Source organism: Vibrio sp. 1CM23M, from assembly GCF_023161755.1.
In the GTDB taxonomy this organism is placed as follows: domain Bacteria; phylum Pseudomonadota; class Gammaproteobacteria; order Enterobacterales; family Vibrionaceae; genus Vibrio; species Vibrio coralliirubri.
The window spans coordinates 1,156,876-1,173,747 of the sequence record NZ_JALNTR010000001.1 but is presented as its reverse complement, the minus strand read 5'-3'; the positions used below and the strand labels follow the sequence as shown (position 1 = coordinate 1,173,747).

Sequence of the window (16,872 nt, the reverse complement as noted above, 5' to 3'; positions counted from 1 at the left end):
TACTTCTTATTGGAGTGCGTGCTAGTTAGCTCTTAAACGTACTCGCAATATCTTTCAGTGAAGCCGCCAGTTCAGCTTGTTCTTTGGCTGTCGCTGCAATTTGAGTTGCGCCAGTGGTCGACTCGGTCGACTTCTGCTCTACTGCCATCACGTTCTGAGCAATGTCTTGAGTCACTACCGCTTGCTCTTCGGTTGCGGTCGCGATCTGCTCAGTCATGCTAAAGATCTCGCTTACCGATGCTGAGATTCCTTGTAAAGTGTGCTCCACCTCTTTTGAATCCTCAACCGCTTTAGATGACATCTTCTGGCTGTTATCAATCACATTAAACGCGGTTTGCACATCAGACTGTAGCGAGCTGATGAAACCTTCAATTTCAGCTGTCGACTGCTGAGTACGCTGTGCTAGCGTGCGAACTTCATCGGCGACGACGGCGAAACCACGGCCTTGCTCACCCGCACGAGCCGCTTCAATTGCCGCGTTCAACGCAAGTAAGTTGGTTTGTTCTGCTACCGACTTAATCACATCAATCACACTGTTGATGTTGTTGCTGCTTTCGTGTAGGTGCGCGATCTTTTCAGCGAGGTCATTAATTTCAGATGCCAGTTTTTCAATCGAGTGATAAGAATCCTGAACTGTACTCAAACCTTCTTGTGACTGCTCATCGACCATTTTAGCGGAGCTAGCTGTCTGCTGTGTTTTCGCCGCGACTTCGTTCACCGTTGCCGATAGCTCTTCTGTCGCCGTTGCAACCAAGCCAATTTGGTCTTGTTGTTGCACTAGCGTGTTCGAATTGTAGTGACAGGTTTGTGAGGTTTCTTCAGCGGCAGAAGCCAAGGTCAAACTCGATTGAGACAAGTTATCGATGACATTCGAAAACTTCTCTAGCGTTTCGTTGAGTGCCGAAGAGATCAGTCCAAGCTCACTGTTGCCAACGAACTTAGCGCGAACTGTTAAGTCGTTGTCATTACGAACCTTAGACAACATCACTGTAAGATCTTTTACTCTCATCGTCAGGTCGCTGATCGCCTTATAGCTCACGAAGGTCGCGAACAAGGTTATCAAAGCAAACAGACCAATACTCATCATCATCGCAGACTGCGCCTCTGACATTTTAGTCTCTGTCAGTGCGATAAGTGATTGTGCTAGGTGATTTTCAGTTTTCTTCAGCTGAACAATACGCGCGGTAGATTGCGAGAACCAGTACACAGGATCAACATCAAAACCGCTCATCTTAGATTCAGCCAAACCACGTAGCTTTTCTACTTCTGCCACCGAACGATCATTCAATTGCTGTTCAAAGAAACGAACGTTAGCTGGGTTACTCAATACCTCAAAGTTTGAGAAGTAGGTATTTTGCTCAGTCACCAAAGAGATGAATTTAACCAACATGCCTGGGCCAAATTCATTTTTAGAGAAGGTGTTGTTGAGAACCGCACGCTCGATACCCGCTCGCTCTTTACCTTGTAAAAAGTTGTAGTAAGCGATGGTTTCAGTGGTGATGGCAGCATCAGAGCTAAGCTCAGCAATTAACGCCGATACGCTTAGCAGCTTTGCATTCAGTTGGGTGTAGTAACCCAAAGCTTCAGACAGAGGAATCGATTGAGAATCGACTCGATTTCGAATAGAAGTAATTTGATTTAGGCTTTGGCTTATTTCAGTGTTCAGCCGAGTGATCTGCGGTAAATCGATTTCAGCAGATTGCCAGTATTCGGTTTTCAGATTACGTCTATTATCTGCACTGGCTCTTTGTGCGCGTAGTTCACTGACAAACTTAGTGCCCTGTGAGCCGATAAACCCAGCCGTCATTCCACGCTCTTTTTGTAACTCATGCACAAGTTCACTGTACACAACCGACAAACGGGTAAGTTGGTTTAATGAAGACAATTCACTGGTGGTTTCTACGCCTTTTGAAATCGCAGAAACGCTAAGCCATAGAAATCCCAAGATCGGTAAAATAAGCAAAGCGATGATTTTTTGCTTAAAAGACATATCGGTTAATTTCATTATCATTTCCCTAGCAGCTAACAAATTTTTTCAGCCATCTAACTCGCACATCCTTAATAAGATGCGCCTCAATTGTGACTGTATAATTATTCAACTTGATCAATGTGCATCAATTACTGTGCCACACAGATCGCGATGCGATGAAGGTAACATTTAACCTTACAGAACACATTGATTTACCGATAAAACTGTTAGCTAAGCGACCTAACGATAACAAAAACACGCGCAACAACATTTAATTGACGCAAGCGAGTGAAATATGACACATCTTAACTACCCAAAAGGGGTAGTTCTGCACCAATTATGTGCTCAGAGAAAACGATATATTCAGAACTAAATATAGATTCAACGCTCACCAGCGATTGACTCACAACTAGCCAACTCCCTATTCTGCGCTGATTAACTGTCTATTCCTCGTTAACTAAATATGTATAATGCCGAATTATTAAAGTAGAGATTCGCAATAAATATGCGACAAAAACTGAGAGACATTGTATGGATTGTCCCGCTTGCGAAGAACATATCGGTTGGGAATGGGTAGAAGAAGCGGCCATTGAGCCCAATGAGGAATTCGATTGTCCAGAGTGCGAAGCAACATTGATGTACACCATCGATGAAGGCACCTACTACGGCGCTCAGCACAAGACCGTAGAAGTTATTGATGATTAAGAGATTTCCTGATGATCGAGACGTTTTATTAACTCTTTTATGTACTAAGCCTGTGCAAAGCAGCCAAACACACCTTTACTAGAACGGGCGTTCAGCATAAAATATTGAACATATGTTCAGATTAATGAAGTAGATGTTATGGCTAAAACCGCTAAGTTCGATAGACAAGACGTAGTAGATAAAGCAACGAACCTGTATTGGGAAAAGGGCTTTCACGCGACTTCTATGCGTAACCTGCAAGACGTGATTGATATGCGCCCAGGCAGCATCTACGCGACGTTCGGCAGCAAAGAAGGTTTGTTTAAAGAGACACTTGCTCGCTATACCGAACTTGGCATCCTGAATCTGAACCGCTTCCGCAGTGAAACCGAATCGCCTATCAAAGCGTTGGAAAACTTCGTAAAACGCGCCGTTGTCGAATCGAAACAGAGCGCGCCAAATGGCATGTGTATGCTGGCTAAAACGGTCGCTGAACTGACTGATGAACACGCAGAGTTATTAGCAGAAGCAAAGAAATCACTCAAGATCATGGAAGGTGAATTCGCCAAGCTGATTGCAGAATCACAAGAATTGGGTGAGATAAGCAAAGAGCGCGAGCCGACTCAACTCGCTCGTCATGTTCAGGTTCAAATCGCAGGCCTGCGTACCTACGCCAAAACTTGTGACGATATCGATTTACTCAACTCAATGGTTGAAGACGTATTTAAGTACCACCCTTTTTAGTGTCTGACCTGATAGATTGGGCACAATACCAAAAGACTCCACTTTCGCCTTAACAGGTCTGAGCGGAGTCTTTTTAGTTTTGATCTAGTTAACTTTATAGATGATAAACTTTGCGGTTTAAAGAGTTACACCTTTCTCATGATCAACGCCTGAGCATTAAGCATTGCTTCCTTAGTACTGACATCCAAGGTTTTCACGTTCGCAAAGCGTTCAACTTCTTTAATCGCCACATCGTGAGCAAAGATCACCAACCTCGCCCTTTCAATGTCTTTTTGGGTAATTCGATTGCCTATTCCGTTGGCACCTTGGGTTTCGACTTTAATCCGAACTCCAAGATGATGCGCCGCCTTTTCTAACGATTTCGCAGCCAAGAATGTATGGGCAACACCAGACGGACAAGAAGTGATCGCTAATACATCCGCTTGCCCTTCTTCTGTTACTGAACCACCGGTAAACTGATTAGAATTCACTTCACCTTCGACCACGTTCTTCTTCAGAAGAATCACGATAAGAGCTGTTGTTAGAGCTCCAGCTAGTGTGCCGACGATATAGCCAATCTTGCCATCAACCACTGGCAACACTATCCATCCGCCCCATGGTGCATGGTTCACTACATGGAACATAAAGCCAACCACGTTACCGACAATGCCACCAGCAACAACCGCAGGCAGAACGCGCGCAGGATCGGCGGCAGCGAAAGGAATTGCGCCTTCACTGATGCCAATCATGCCCATGATGCCCGCCGCTTTACCGGCTTCACGTTCGTCTCTTTTAAATTTCTTTGGCGATAAGAAAGTCGCCAATGCCATACCTAGCGGTGGCGTACAAATCGCTATCCCGACACCGCCCATCAACCATGGTTGAGTATTCACCTGAGTTTGGGCAAACAGCGTTGCTACTTTATTGATTGGGCCGCCCATATCAAAGGCGGTCATTGCGCCTAAAATACTGCCCAACAGCACTTTTCCTGAGCCTGCCATGCCAGTCAGCATTTGGTTCATCTCTAGCATCACTTGGGCAATCGGTGAGCCTATCACCCACATCACCGCACCACAGGTTACAAAGGTGCCGACTAGTGGATAGATGAAGATCGAGCTCAGCGAGATCATGCTGTCTGGCAGTTTGATCTTCTTAAGTAGATTAACCACAAAGCCCGCGAAGAAGCCGACCACAATCGCGCCAAGGAAGCCGGTATTGTATTGATTGACCGCGACCCAAGAACCAATCATTCCGGGCGCTAAACCCGGTTTGTCGGCCATTGAATACGCGATGTAACCACCGAGTACCGCAGTAAACAGGGTTAACCCCGCAATGCCCATCTGTGCGATGTCAGCCAGAACACCGCTTTCAGGTACTGCGCCATGACCCGACATCATCACCGACAAAGACAAAAGCACACCACCTGCAACCACGAAAGGAATCATATGTGAGGTGCCGTATAATAAGTGTTCTTTGAGGCGATTAAGAGATTGTGCCCAAGGGCTGAGTGGTTCGACATACACTTCATGATGGCTTGAAGCATAACTATCGAACGATTCAGAATTGGCTTCGAGAAACAGCTCTTGAGCTTCCTCAACAGACTCCACCGCCTTTAATTTTGTAACAAAGCCATCTTCGATAAGTCTGGTCGAAATCTGAGCCAGTACCTCGATATGGTGGTCGTCGTTGTTGTCTGGGGAAGCGAGCATAAAGAACACATCCGACAGCTCGCCGCCGTCTGCGCCATAATCGATGCCAGAGCGGCTGATACCTACCGCCACAGCAGGTTTAGCTACGGCAGTGCTTTTCGCGTGTGGAATCGCAATGCCATCGTCAAAGCCTGTATTACCGATAGCTTCACGTTTCCATATATCATCAAGGAATTCACGTTTATTGGAGAGCTTACCGGCACGGTCGAGCAGTTCAACAAGCTCTTCAAATACCGCCTGTTTTGAGTCTGCTTGTAAATCTAAGCAGATGATCTCGGGCTCGATAATGTTGGTGATATCCATATGCTGCTCTGCCTCGCCTGATTTCAGACTGAAGTAATTACGTAAGTGATAAGGTTAATAAGATGAAAAGATTAACGGTGTGAAGGCACTCAATATATAGGACGAAAGGTGCATTAACTGGATTATTGTAACCAAGAACTCAGAGTGTGACTTTCACCTTGGAATAAAAAACGCCAATCCATAAAATCCACAGAACCCATAACAATATCGCCCCTCCCCTATGCGAGCTTTCCATACTGGAGTTCCCATGCAAGATAGCTTTTGCCGGGTAGCTTCTGAAAGGTAGCTTATGTAACGTAACAGGGACGAGATTAAGCCGAGAATAATAATGAGAATTGTAGCGGTAACTGCGTGCCCTACAGGCATTGCGCATACTTATATGGCAGCTGATGCTCTAAATAAAACAGCCCCTAAGTTCAACGTTTCAATAAAGGTAGAGACGCAAGGCGCTATGGGTATTGAAAACTTACTGACCGCCCAAGATATTACCCTCGCAGACAAAGTGTTGATCGTCTCTGATATCGACATCGAACAACCAAGCCGATTTGACCCAGCTAAAACCGTATTTGTTCCAATGGAAGAAGTATTGTTGAGTGTCGATAAAGTCTTTATTAAGCATTGTCGAACTTAAACTTTTGATGAACGAATACCAGATCACCTTCTTCGTTAACGATCCTGCCGCGAACTCACATGTCGCGCAGCCGCTGACTCGCTTAGCGAAGAAGTTCAAAAGCAACATCCGCATTATCAACATCACTCAAAATCGAACCGCTGATCTCTCCAAATCCGTCGCGATGCTGCAAGTAGGTTTACTTCGTGGTGATTTGTGCCAGATAACCGCGGTTGGTATTGATGCTGAGCTGGCCTGCTTCGTTCTCAAAGACGTAATTGCCGAGCATTACGACATGGTTGGCTCACAAGTGAACCATGAGTTCTCTAGCGATTTAATCCAGCGAATGCCGCAGATATGCCCACCTTGTGATATCAAATGGCACCACGCTAAGGCGCAAACCCAGCTGACCAAATTTGAGTGCTTAAAAGGGCTCGCTCACCTTGTTTATCCAGAAGATCCAGATGAACTGATTCTGGCATTTATTAAGCGAGAGGAACGTTCGTCTACGTGTGTGTCACCGGGTATCGCACTGCCGCATGTGATGTTTGAATCGACCAAAGATCTCTCGATTGCGGTTATCGTTAGTGACGACCCGATTGACTGGGCATCACGTATCGGCGAAGTGCATGTAGCCATTGCTCTTGTTCTACCAACCAAGCCACAGCGTGAGCACATTGTGGCGGCGACTAACCTAACTCGAAACCTACTGCACGATCAGGTCAATGAGCGTCTGCAAAAGACTCGAAGCAGTGTCGACCTGCAAGCTCTGTTGATGTACATCTCATCTCGTCTTATCTAATTTTTCTATTCTAATTCATCCCATCTAATTCACCCCACCTGATTCAAGTATTCTGGTCAAGTTCAGCGAATCCATTTATTTCCTGTTATGACACCTATCCAACCCTTCTATGCTCATTTTCTCACACAACAAAAAACGGCTGAGCATTAGAGCTCAGCCGTTTTATGTATAGTTATTTGTTTAACTGGTTAGCTAACTTAAGCTGTTTTTTTCGCTTGTTTCGCATCCTCAACCGAGTCGTCTACAGCTTTCACTAACAGTAGACCAACGATAAACACGATACCGCCACACAGTACGAACATCATTCTTCCCCAGAATGGGTTTGGTAGAGCAAGCATCGCCATCACAGCTACACCAGACACTGCGATCAATGAACCCAGCATGTGACGTTGTTTGTTATCCAGTTTCTTCTGCGCGGTTGATTCAGAGACCAATGGAGTCGCTAGGTTGTTGAAGAAGGTATCAACATCTTTCTGACGAGACGCTTCCAGTGGTTTGTAGAACAGAGTCGAAAGAATGAAGAAGCCAGCAGTAAATGTTAAGTGTGCAATCAGGCCTACTGCTACTTTTAGGTCAGACCATTCACGGCTCGTTAGCGGCTCTAGGTTGAACAAGTTTTGTAGCATCTCAGCGGTAATCACGAAACCAACGATGTAAGACACAATCGCACCGACCACTAGCGTACCCCAACCTGCCCAGTCCGGAGTCTTCTTAAGGAAGAAACCACAGAATGCAGGGATGGTCATTGGGAAGCCGATTAATGCGCCCACGTACATCATGGTGTCGAACAGGCTCAAGCCTTTTAGCGAGTTGATAAACAGCGCGATAAGGATGATGGCAAGACCAAAGAAGGTAGACATCAACTTAGACACAATCATCAGCTCTTTCTCTGTCGCGTTTGGACGAAGAATCGGTTGGTAGAAATTGATTACAAAGATACCAGAGTTACGGTTTAAGCCTGAGTCCATAGAAGACATAGTTGCCGCAAACATAGCTGCGATTAGAAGGCCTACCATACCTGCTGGCATGTATTGCTCTACGAAGTAAAGGTAAGCGAAGTCGCCTGCTTTAGAACCTGCATCTGGATAGTGTGCCGCAAGGTCAACGCCTTGTCCTGCTACGAACCAAGGTGGCATGAACCAAATGATTGGACCGATGGTCATCAGAATACACGCCAACAGTGCCGCTTTTTTCGCGTTCTTAGAGTCTTTTGCCGCTAGGTAACGGTAAGAGTTCAACATGTTGTTGGTGATACTGAACTGCTTGAAGAAGATGAAGAATGCCCAGATTCCGAAGATGCTTACGTAGTTCAGGTTGTTACCAGAAACGAATGATGCGCCTTCTGCTACAGGGAAATCGTTGATAATTTCAGTAACGCCGCCACCTTGCACGATAGCCACAGCGGCACACGTTACGGTTACTGCCATGATGATAACCATCTGCATGAAGTCAGACGCGATAACCGCCCAAGAGCCGCCCGTTACCGACATCACCAGTACAACAAGACCCGTCAGAATAATGGTGGTTGTCATATCGAAGCCAAAGATGCCCGATGCGATAATCGCCAAACCGTTCAGCCAAATACCCGCAGAAACAATACTGTTCGGCATGCCAGACCAAGTAAACACTTGCTCGTTGAAGCTACCAAAACGCATACGAATCGCATCAATTGGCGTTACTACGCGTAGTTGACGGAATTTCGGAGCGAAGTACAGGTAGTTCATCAGGTAACCAAATGCGTTCGCTAGGAAGATAATGGCTACCGCCAAACCATCAGCATACGCTTTACCTGCCGCACCAGTGAAGGTCCAAGCACTGAACTGAGTCATAAACGCAGTTGCGCCAACCATCCACCAAAGCATGTTACCGCCCCCGCGGAAATAGTCACTGGTTGTACTGGTGAACGTTCTAAACATCCAACCTATTGCGATAAGGAAAAGGAAATAAATTCCTACGATCAGAGTATTGAGTTCCATGTATAAGTCTTCTTTATGATGAATATCTGAAGAGCATATTATCTATAGAATTTTTAATTTGTAGTATTATAAGTCAAGGTTGTGATGGGGCGTATAAACCTGAATATTTGATTTCGATGCATGAATTACAACTTAGTAAACAAAGAATAACCAGATGCAAATTAAGCATTTTAAATCAATAACTTAAAAAGATTTCAATCAGTAAACCGGACAACAATAACAAGATTTTGTCGTCTCGATAAGTGGTTTTTAATTTACTTAGCATTCATTAAATGCATCGAGTTAATACATCAACTTTGACAGGTTTAATTCAATAAATAGGTAGCGAAAAATAATAAGTAACACGCAAAGCGAACCCTTAATGTTATTAATTTTGGTTATTTAGTGAAACGGGATAAATAGAGAACGTGCCTAAGATAGGTTTCGAAATAAGGTGTAGAAATAAACAGCAGAGGAGAATACAAAGCGAATTAATCACCACAACACAGGGTTCACTGTGGTGATCTAGTCATACAAATTTCGGTCGTATAGCTCTGGTCAAAAATGGCAATTTGAAGGGATATTAGATTGAACCACGATATTCAGTCGGCGTTCTTCCTGTGCGATTCTTAAACACTCGACAAAAGTAGTTCACATCCTTAAAGCCGCAACGTAATGCCACTTCATTGAGCTTGAAGTTGTACTTTTTGAGCATGAACTTAGCGCGGTCGACTCGAACACGGGTGATGTATTCTGCCAGCGTCATATGGCCTTGCTGACGGAACATTCGCGACAAGTGATTGGATGAAATACTAAAGCGTGAGGCAATGCTGTCTCGGGTGATTTGACGGTGGAAATTCTCTTGAATGTAGATACAAATCCCTTGATACACATCCTGCACGCGGCTGTGAGATTTCTCGACAGGCGCATCCAACATCGTCTTGCTGTATTGGAGCAGAGCTTGCAGCAATAACTCATCCATCGGCTGCTTGTTGCTCTCTCTCGCTAACGAGCTAAGCGCCTCCAAGATGTTATCAATCGCAAACCCTGATCGAGTCTGAATACTGTGTTTTTGGATATCGTAAAAGCTCTCTTCCCCTTTGCGCTTACTCACTAAGCTTAAACCAAGCTGACGACGCCCAAACAACATGCTCAGCACCGAGCAGTCAGTATCCCAGTTAGGTTTATTCCAGCAGTTGGGTGGGATGAAAATCGCGTCTCCGGCTTTGGCAATAACGTTGGTGATCTTGCGATCATGACTCTCCATTTCATTAATATACTCTCCGTCTAACACCAACTCTAAGCGCGGAAAGTTCACCTGATAGCTGCACGCTGAAGGCGTGTGAAAATCTCCAGCAAACCAGATGTTATGAAACGGTTCTCGCTCATTTAACACCGACGAGATTAAGTCATGAAATATCATTATTCGAACTCTTATGGGCAGCAATAAGGCTACGGAAATAGATATACCTGTAACTGAAACATAGCGCTATTGAGCAAAATCACAATTTGAGATCTAGGTTACAAAAATCCAGTCGTAGAAATAAATCTCCAGTGCCGAAACCGATGAAGCACGTTATTCCCCAGATAACAAAACACGCCGAATCCCTTATAAATAAAAGCTTAAAAGCACGACAAACCTTGTCAACACAGACCTAAAAACGCCCGTTCGACCGATCAAAATCACACTCCACTTATAACGCAACAATCATCCAGTAAATGCATTTTTTCTTCACTACAGAAGGTAAGCCGTAGATTCCAGAATACCCCTAACAAAATAAAAACAGAGTAGGGGTTCATTATGATCACGACATTGATCAATCAAGATTTGATTAAGCTTTCGCTTAGCGCTAATTCAAAAGAAGACGTATTTAAAGAGCTGATAAACGTACTTTACGCACAAGGCAGAATCTCAGACAAAGCACAGTTTCTTGCCGACATTAAGGCTCGTGAAGAACAAGGTAATACCGGATTTGAAGAAGGTATTGCTCTGCCACACGCGAAAAGCGCTGCGGTGATAAAACCCGCGGTTGTTATCGGTGTCCACCAACAGGGTATCGAGTACGGCGCAGATGACGGCCAGCCATCAAAACTGTTCTTCATGATTGCCTCTCCTGATGGCGGTGATAACCACCACATCGAAGTACTGGCAGAGCTTTCTTCGAAACTGATTGAAGAAGGTTTCATCGAAAACTTCATGAATGCCGATTCCGAGCAAACCGCGTTGGAACTACTTCTGACGAAACCAGAGCCAGTTCAAACCGAAGAAACGACAGAAGCCCAAGGCTTCATCATTGGTGTGACAGGCTGCCCAGCTGGCGTGGCACACACTTATTTGGCAGCAGAGGCGTTAGAGAAAGGCGCAGCAGCACTTGGCTACGATGTTAAGGTTGAAACTAACGGCTCTATCGGCGTTAAGAACAGCCCAACTCAAGAAGAGATTGAACGTGCCGACGCGATTGTCGTGGCTTGTGATAAGCAGGTCGACATGGCTCGCTTTGCGGGTAAACGCGTTATCTGCACCAACGTAAAAGCACCAATCAAAGACGCGCAAGGCTTGATCAAACAAGCACTCAACGCACCTAGCTACCAAGCAGAACAAACGCCGACCAATCAATCCGTTGCCGAAAAAGCCTCACAAGCGCGTTCAGACCTTTACCGTTACTTGATGAATGGCGTATCACACATGATCCCATTCGTAGTGACGGGCGGCCTTTTGATTGCCCTAGCTTTAGCGATTGGTGGCGAGCCAAGTGAATCTGGAATGGCTATTCCTGCTGGCAGCATGTGGAACCAAATTCTGGAAGTGGGTGTAGTGGCCTTCACCCTGATGATCCCGATTCTGGCAGGTTACATCGCTTACGCGATCGCTGACCGCCCTGCTCTAACCCCTGGCTTGATTGGTGGTTGGATTGCCAACAATGGCTCTTTCTATGGCGCCGACGCAGGCACAGGCTTCATTGGTGCAATCATCGCAGGCCTGTTAGTCGGTTACTTCGTTAAATGGATTACCTCGTTTAACTACCACAAATTCGTTCAACCACTTGTGCCTATCATGATCGCTCCGATCACTGGCTCTCTATTCATCGCAGGCCTGTTCATCTTCGTTATTGGCGCGCCTATCGCGGGACTAATGGATGCGCTTACAGCACTGCTAACCAGCATGAGCACAGGTAACGTGGTTCTGCTTGGCATTGTCCTTGGTGGCATGGCTGGCTTTGATATGGGTGGCCCATTCAATAAAGTCGCGTTCCTATTCTCGGTCGGCATGATTGCTAGCGGTGAAACTCAATTCATGGGTGCAATGGCGTGTGCAATCCCTGTCGCTCCCCTTGGTATGGCTATCGCAACCAGACTTGGCCGTAAGTTCGACCTATTCGAATCTTCTGAGATTGAAGCAGGTAAAGCAGCAGGCGCGATGGGCTTGGTGGGTATCTCTGAAGGTGCGATTCCTTTCGCGGCTCAAGATCCAATGTCAGTTATCCCAGCCAACGTACTTGGCTCAATGACTGCTGCGGTTATGGCGTTCTCATTCGGCATCACCAACAGCGTTGCTCACGGTGGTCCAGTGGTCGCCCTACTTGGCGCAATGAACTACCCACTGCTAGCACTTCTGTGCATGGCATCAGGTGCGGGTGTGACTGCGGTTACTTGTATCGCGCTTAAAAATCTACGCAAAGCCAAGCTAACAGCAGCAGCGGCTTAAGCCATTTCAACTCCAATGGCTTGAACCCACTCTACTCTCACATTTCATTAGATCGAGTAGAGCTCAAGCCATGTTTCCCTTCATGGTGATTTCGATGTCTGATTTTTCTTTAGCGAACGATTCGTTCGTACAACGTTTTTTCTACCCTATGACTAATGTGGTTCAAAACTACGCATGGGGTAGCCCTTCTTCGTTTAGCCAACTGTTTGGCATAGATAACCAGTCTGGTGAGCCGCAAGCAGAGATCTGGATGGGTGCTCACCCGAATGGTTGCTCAATGGTGAACGACAATGGGCAGCAGACCACATTATCGAGCTTGATCTCTAAGAACCTAAACCTGTTTTTAAGCGAGAAAGTTGCAAGTCGTTTTGGCGAGCTGCCTTACCTATTCAAGGTGTTAGCTGCGGAGAAGGCACTGTCTGTTCAAGTCCACCCAAACAAGCAGCAAGCGGAATCTGGCTATGCTCTTGAAGAGCAGCAAGGCATTCCGATGACCGCAGGCAATCGTAACTACAAGGATCCTAATCACAAGCCAGAACTGGTGTATGCCCTAACCGACTACACAGCAATGAATGGCTTTAGGTCGATCAGTGAGATCCTTGAGCATTTTCATTACCTCGACATTCCTGAATTACATTCGATGGTAAACGATCTCGCGGGCGATCAAACACCCAATGGCTTAGCCTGCTTTTTTGCGAGCTTATTGTCTTTGGAAGGTGAACAAAAAGGCATGGCGCTGACCATGTTGATCATGAAGGCCAAGCTTTCTGATAAACGTGTATTCCAATTGATTTCAGAACTGGAAAACCAATACCCAGGTGATGTCGGCCTGTTTGCTCCGCTACTATTGAACGTGATTACGCTAAAGCCGGGGCAAGCCATGTATTTAGATGCAGAAACCCCTCACGCTTACATCAAAGGGACAGGCTTAGAGATCATGGCGAACTCAGACAATGTGCTGCGTGCCGGGTTAACGCCTAAGTACATGGACGTGAACGAGCTGGTTTCTTGTACTCGATTTAATGAAAAGCCTGCGGATAGATTATTGCTCAGCCCGATTGAGCAAGGTGATGTGATGGAATATCAAATTCCAGTTGAGGATTTTAAGTTCTCTATCGTGCAAAACTCACATCAACGCCAGATCACGACCGAAGGTGCCGAGATCCTATTGCCGCTCGACGAATCTATGGTGCTCACTCACCAATGTGGCGAAACCTGCGTGATAGAGAAAGGCCAGTCGGTGTTTATTCCTGCTTATGCCGAGAGTTACAAACTCGACTGCGTTGGACGTGTAGCGCGCGCTTACAGCTAGCTCCATCACCACTAATCACACACTATCTATGCCCTGCTTTTGCAGGGCATTTTTGTTTCTGAAGAGGCCAGTCTACGTGTCAAAAACATAGACAAATACACCATCAAATATGACCCATCTCACACTGGATGAATGATGCAAATCACACTTAATTTTGCTTGGTACAAATGTACAGTGAAGGGCTTTTATTTGCTATTTCGCGAATCAGGTTAATCCATTAATTTTAATTCAAGAACTTCAATAGTGAATGAGTTAATAAATGATCACACAGCTAACTAACGTCAACTTAATTAATAACAACCTTCAAGCGAATAATAAAAAAGAACTGTTTGAAGAATTGGCAGACATGTTATTTGAGAACAACCGAATCAGTAATAAAGAAGCCTTCTTGGCAGACATCGAAATTCGTGAATCTCAAAGTATTACCTCGATGGATGGCATCGCTTACCCACACTCAAAAAGCAAGGCGGTCACTGAGCCAGCGATTGCAGTCGGCGTTAAGCGTCAAGGCATTGAGTATGGCGATGAAGACGGCATCAACCCAACCGTGTTTTTTATGATTGCCTCACCCGATAACGGTGCTGACCATCATATTTATGTACTACAAGAACTATTTGGAAAATTCAGTGATGAATTTATTCAAGATATCCATAACGCAAAAGACGAACAACAAATCCTTAATATTTTAATTAATTCATAAGGCGTAGAAAATTATGAGCACCCTAACAACTCAAGCTACGAATACCACTAATAAAAATAGTAGTAGCGACTTTAAAAAAATCCTTAGTACCATGAAAGGTCACCTGCTTTTCGGAACCTCACACATGCTGCCTTTCATCGTAGCCGGTGGTGTTCTGTTGGCGTTAGCGGTAATGGCATCAGGCAAAGGTGCTGTACCAGCAGACGGTTTACTAGCAGACATCTCTAATATCGGTATCAAAGGCCTTGTTCTTTTCCCAATCATTCTTGGCGGCTTTATTGGTTACTCCATTGCAGATAAACCAGCACTAGCACCTGCAATGATCTCTTCTGGCATCATGGCTGACATGGGCGGTGGTTTCCTTGGCTGTATCGTGGCAGGCTTTATCGCCGGTGGCGTGGTATTCCAACTTAAGAAGATCCCACTTTCTGCGAACATGACGGCGCTAGGTGCGTACTTCATCTACCCGCTTCTAGGCACGTTAATCTCTGCAGGTATCGTACTGTGGGGCATCGGTGAGCCAATCAAACTGTTCATGTCTTCAATGAACGAGTTCCTAGCTTCAATGGCTGGTGCATCTAAGATGGTTCTGGGCACAATCCTTGGCGGTATGACGGCGTTTGATATGGGCGGCCCTATCAACAAAGTAGCGACCCTATTTGCTCAAACTCAAGTAGACACGCAACCTTGGCTAATGGGCGGTGTAGGCATCGCGATTTGTACTCCACCTCTAGGTATGGCTCTGGCGACTTTCCTATTCAAAAACAAGTTCTCTAAACAAGAGCAAGAAGCAGGTAAAGCAGCAGCAATCATGGGTTCTATCGGTATCTCTGAAGGTGCTATCCCGTTCGCAGCAAATGACCCAATGCGCGTACTTCCTTCAATCGTTGCCGGTGGTATCGTGGGCTGTGTATTCGGCTTCATGACAGACGTTCTACTGCACGCACCGTGGGGCGGTCTAATCACGGCGCCAGTATCAAGCAACATTCCAATGTACGTCGTCGGTATTGCGCTTGGCTCATTAACCACAGCCGTTATCGTAGGCTTCTGGAAACCAGTCGCAGTAGAAACGGAAGAAGACATAGTTGAAGCGCCAGTACAAGCTCAAGCGGCGCCTGTAGCAGGCGAAGGCGAGTACGACATCGTAGCAGTAACATGTTGCCCTTCTGGTGTTGCACACACCTTCATGGCAGCGAAAGCACTAGAGAAAGCAGGTGCGGCAGCAGGTCTGAAAATCAAAGTAGAAACACAAGGTCAAAACGGTATTCAGAATCGCATCACCGACCTAGATGTAACGAACGCGAAACTGGTTATCTTGGCTCACGATATTCAAGTGAAAGACGCACACCGCTTTGCCAATGCGAACGTGATTGAGTGTTCAACCAAAGAGGCAATGAAAAAAGCAACGACGTTAGTGGTCGCGTAACCCAAATTAAAGCAAGCTCCTAACTCAAGAGCCCTTCCCCCTAAGGGCTCTATTTTTCTCTTCTCTATGAGCTCGTTACATGCTTTTCAGTCCCCACTTCTCAGCTGTTTGCTTAAAGAAACCTTGCGTCTTTTTCAATTCAACCCAGTGATTAATGTAGTTAATCCAAACTTGATCATCTTGTGGTAGTAGCATCGCAATTGGAGTTGGTTTACGTAGATCTTTCACCGGAACAATCGCGAGTTGTTTAAACTTCTCTACTAAGGTTGCAGCCTCTACGTTTGAAGTCACGGAGACATCAGCGCGGCGAGCTAAAAGCTCTTGGAAATCCCGTGCCGGCGCTTCAATCACGATGTGTTGTGCCGATGGGAAGAAGTCCTTCACCATTTTTTCTTGTACTGTGCCGAGCGTAGCGGCAACTTTGATTTCTGCTTTGTCAAAGTCACTCCAATCGGAGAACTTCTCTATGTCTTTCTTTTGCACGACAGGGACAAAAGCCAGATAGAAGTAAGGTTGGCTGTACCCAGCGACTTTTGCTCGAGACATGTTGAGCGATGCGCTGCCAGTCACGTCGTATTTGTTGGCCGTGATGCCATTCACCAAGGTTTTCCAGTCTGTTGCGACGTATTCCACTTTTACGCCTAGGTCTTTAGCCAACTCAGTCGTGACATCGATATCAAAGCCGCGGTAGCTGTTGGTTGCAGGATCCTTCATTGTCATTGGGTTCCAATCCCCCGTTGTACCAACGCGAAGAACTCCCGCACCCAGTATCTCCTGCAAACGACTTTGGGCATGTGCGATTTGTGTAAAAGCAAGCAGGCACATTCCTAATGCGATTAAGCTTTTTTTCATTTTTTATTCCTTTAAAGAATGCTGATTTCTAAGTGATGAATGTAGATATTATTTTTAATTATTAACCATTAAACAGATTTGGTTGTTAACATGGCAATAACAAATGGAGTTTTTGGGAGTA

At 45.6% G+C, this 16,872-nt stretch carries 13 protein-coding genes; 8 read left to right on the top strand and 5 right to left on the bottom strand.

Annotation, left to right across the window (positions count from 1 at the left end; all coding sequences use genetic code 11):
• Nucleotides 1-25: 25 nt before the first annotated feature.
• Nucleotides 26-2,005: a methyl-accepting chemotaxis protein gene (locus MSG35_RS04975; protein ID WP_248383129.1), complete on the bottom strand. Its 1,980-nt coding sequence runs from the start codon at nt 2,003-2,005 to the stop codon at nt 26-28.
• 495 nt (nt 2,006-2,500) lie between these two features.
• On the opposite strand from MSG35_RS04975, the gene MSG35_RS04970 reads away from it, so the two are divergent.
• Nucleotides 2,501-2,674, top strand: coding sequence for a hypothetical protein (locus tag MSG35_RS04970; protein WP_017061661.1), 174 nt, complete (start codon nt 2,501-2,503; stop codon nt 2,672-2,674).
• Between the two features lie 138 nt (nt 2,675-2,812).
• Complete coding sequence (locus MSG35_RS04965; RefSeq protein WP_017087226.1) at nt 2,813-3,397, top strand: TetR/AcrR family transcriptional regulator; 585 nt, start codon at nt 2,813-2,815, stop codon at nt 3,395-3,397.
• A gap of 125 nt (nt 3,398-3,522) precedes the next feature.
• Here the strand turns inward: MSG35_RS04965 and MSG35_RS04960 are convergent, their stop codons facing one another.
• Complete coding sequence (locus MSG35_RS04960; RefSeq protein WP_086969301.1) at nt 3,523-5,388, bottom strand: fructose-specific PTS transporter subunit EIIC; 1,866 nt, start codon at nt 5,386-5,388, stop codon at nt 3,523-3,525.
• A gap of 328 nt (nt 5,389-5,716) precedes the next feature.
• Between MSG35_RS04960 and MSG35_RS04955 the strand changes: the two genes are divergently transcribed.
• A complete protein-coding gene (locus MSG35_RS04955) occupies nt 5,717-6,019 on the top strand; it encodes a PTS fructose transporter subunit IIB (protein ID WP_017070485.1) in 303 nt (100 codons plus the stop codon).
• A gap of 7 nt (nt 6,020-6,026) precedes the next feature.
• Nucleotides 6,027-6,800 (top strand): PTS sugar transporter subunit IIA, encoded by a 774-nt coding sequence (locus MSG35_RS04950; protein ID WP_248383257.1) that lies wholly within the window; start codon nt 6,027-6,029, stop codon nt 6,798-6,800.
• Nucleotides 6,801-6,997: 197 nt separating this feature from the next.
• Here the strand turns inward: MSG35_RS04950 and MSG35_RS04945 are convergent, their stop codons facing one another.
• Nucleotides 6,998-8,776, bottom strand: a complete 1,779-nt coding sequence (locus MSG35_RS04945) for a transporter (RefSeq protein ID WP_248383127.1) — start codon at nt 8,774-8,776, stop codon at nt 6,998-7,000.
• Between the two features lie 562 nt (nt 8,777-9,338).
• Nucleotides 9,339-10,178, bottom strand: coding sequence for an AraC family transcriptional regulator (locus MSG35_RS04940; RefSeq protein ID WP_048611710.1), 840 nt, complete (start codon nt 10,176-10,178; stop codon nt 9,339-9,341).
• A 378-nt stretch (nt 10,179-10,556) separates the two neighbouring features.
• Here MSG35_RS04940 and MSG35_RS04935 point away from each other — a divergent pair, with 378 nt between their 5' ends.
• From MSG35_RS04935 to MSG35_RS04920, 4 genes are all read left to right on the top strand, one after another.
• A complete protein-coding gene (locus MSG35_RS04935) occupies nt 10,557-12,461 on the top strand; it encodes a fructose-specific PTS transporter subunit EIIC (protein ID WP_248383125.1) in 1,905 nt (634 codons plus the stop codon).
• A 94-nt stretch (nt 12,462-12,555) separates the two neighbouring features.
• Nucleotides 12,556-13,773, top strand: a complete 1,218-nt coding sequence (gene manA / locus MSG35_RS04930) for a mannose-6-phosphate isomerase, class I (protein WP_248383124.1) — start codon at nt 12,556-12,558, stop codon at nt 13,771-13,773.
• Between the two features lie 259 nt (nt 13,774-14,032).
• Nucleotides 14,033-14,473 carry a PTS sugar transporter subunit IIA gene (locus MSG35_RS04925; protein WP_248383122.1) on the top strand — a complete coding sequence of 147 codons (441 nt, stop codon included), beginning with the start codon at nt 14,033-14,035 and terminating at the stop codon, nt 14,471-14,473.
• Between the two features lie 13 nt (nt 14,474-14,486).
• Nucleotides 14,487-15,899 carry a fructose-specific PTS transporter subunit EIIC gene (locus MSG35_RS04920; RefSeq protein ID WP_248383121.1) on the top strand — a complete coding sequence of 471 codons (1,413 nt, stop codon included), beginning with the start codon at nt 14,487-14,489 and terminating at the stop codon, nt 15,897-15,899.
• A 75-nt stretch (nt 15,900-15,974) separates the two neighbouring features.
• Here MSG35_RS04920 and MSG35_RS04915 read toward each other — a convergent pair whose 3' ends face one another.
• Nucleotides 15,975-16,751, bottom strand: a complete 777-nt coding sequence (locus MSG35_RS04915; RefSeq protein ID WP_248383120.1) for a transporter substrate-binding domain-containing protein — start codon at nt 16,749-16,751, stop codon at nt 15,975-15,977.
• Nucleotides 16,752-16,872 lie beyond the last annotated feature (121 nt).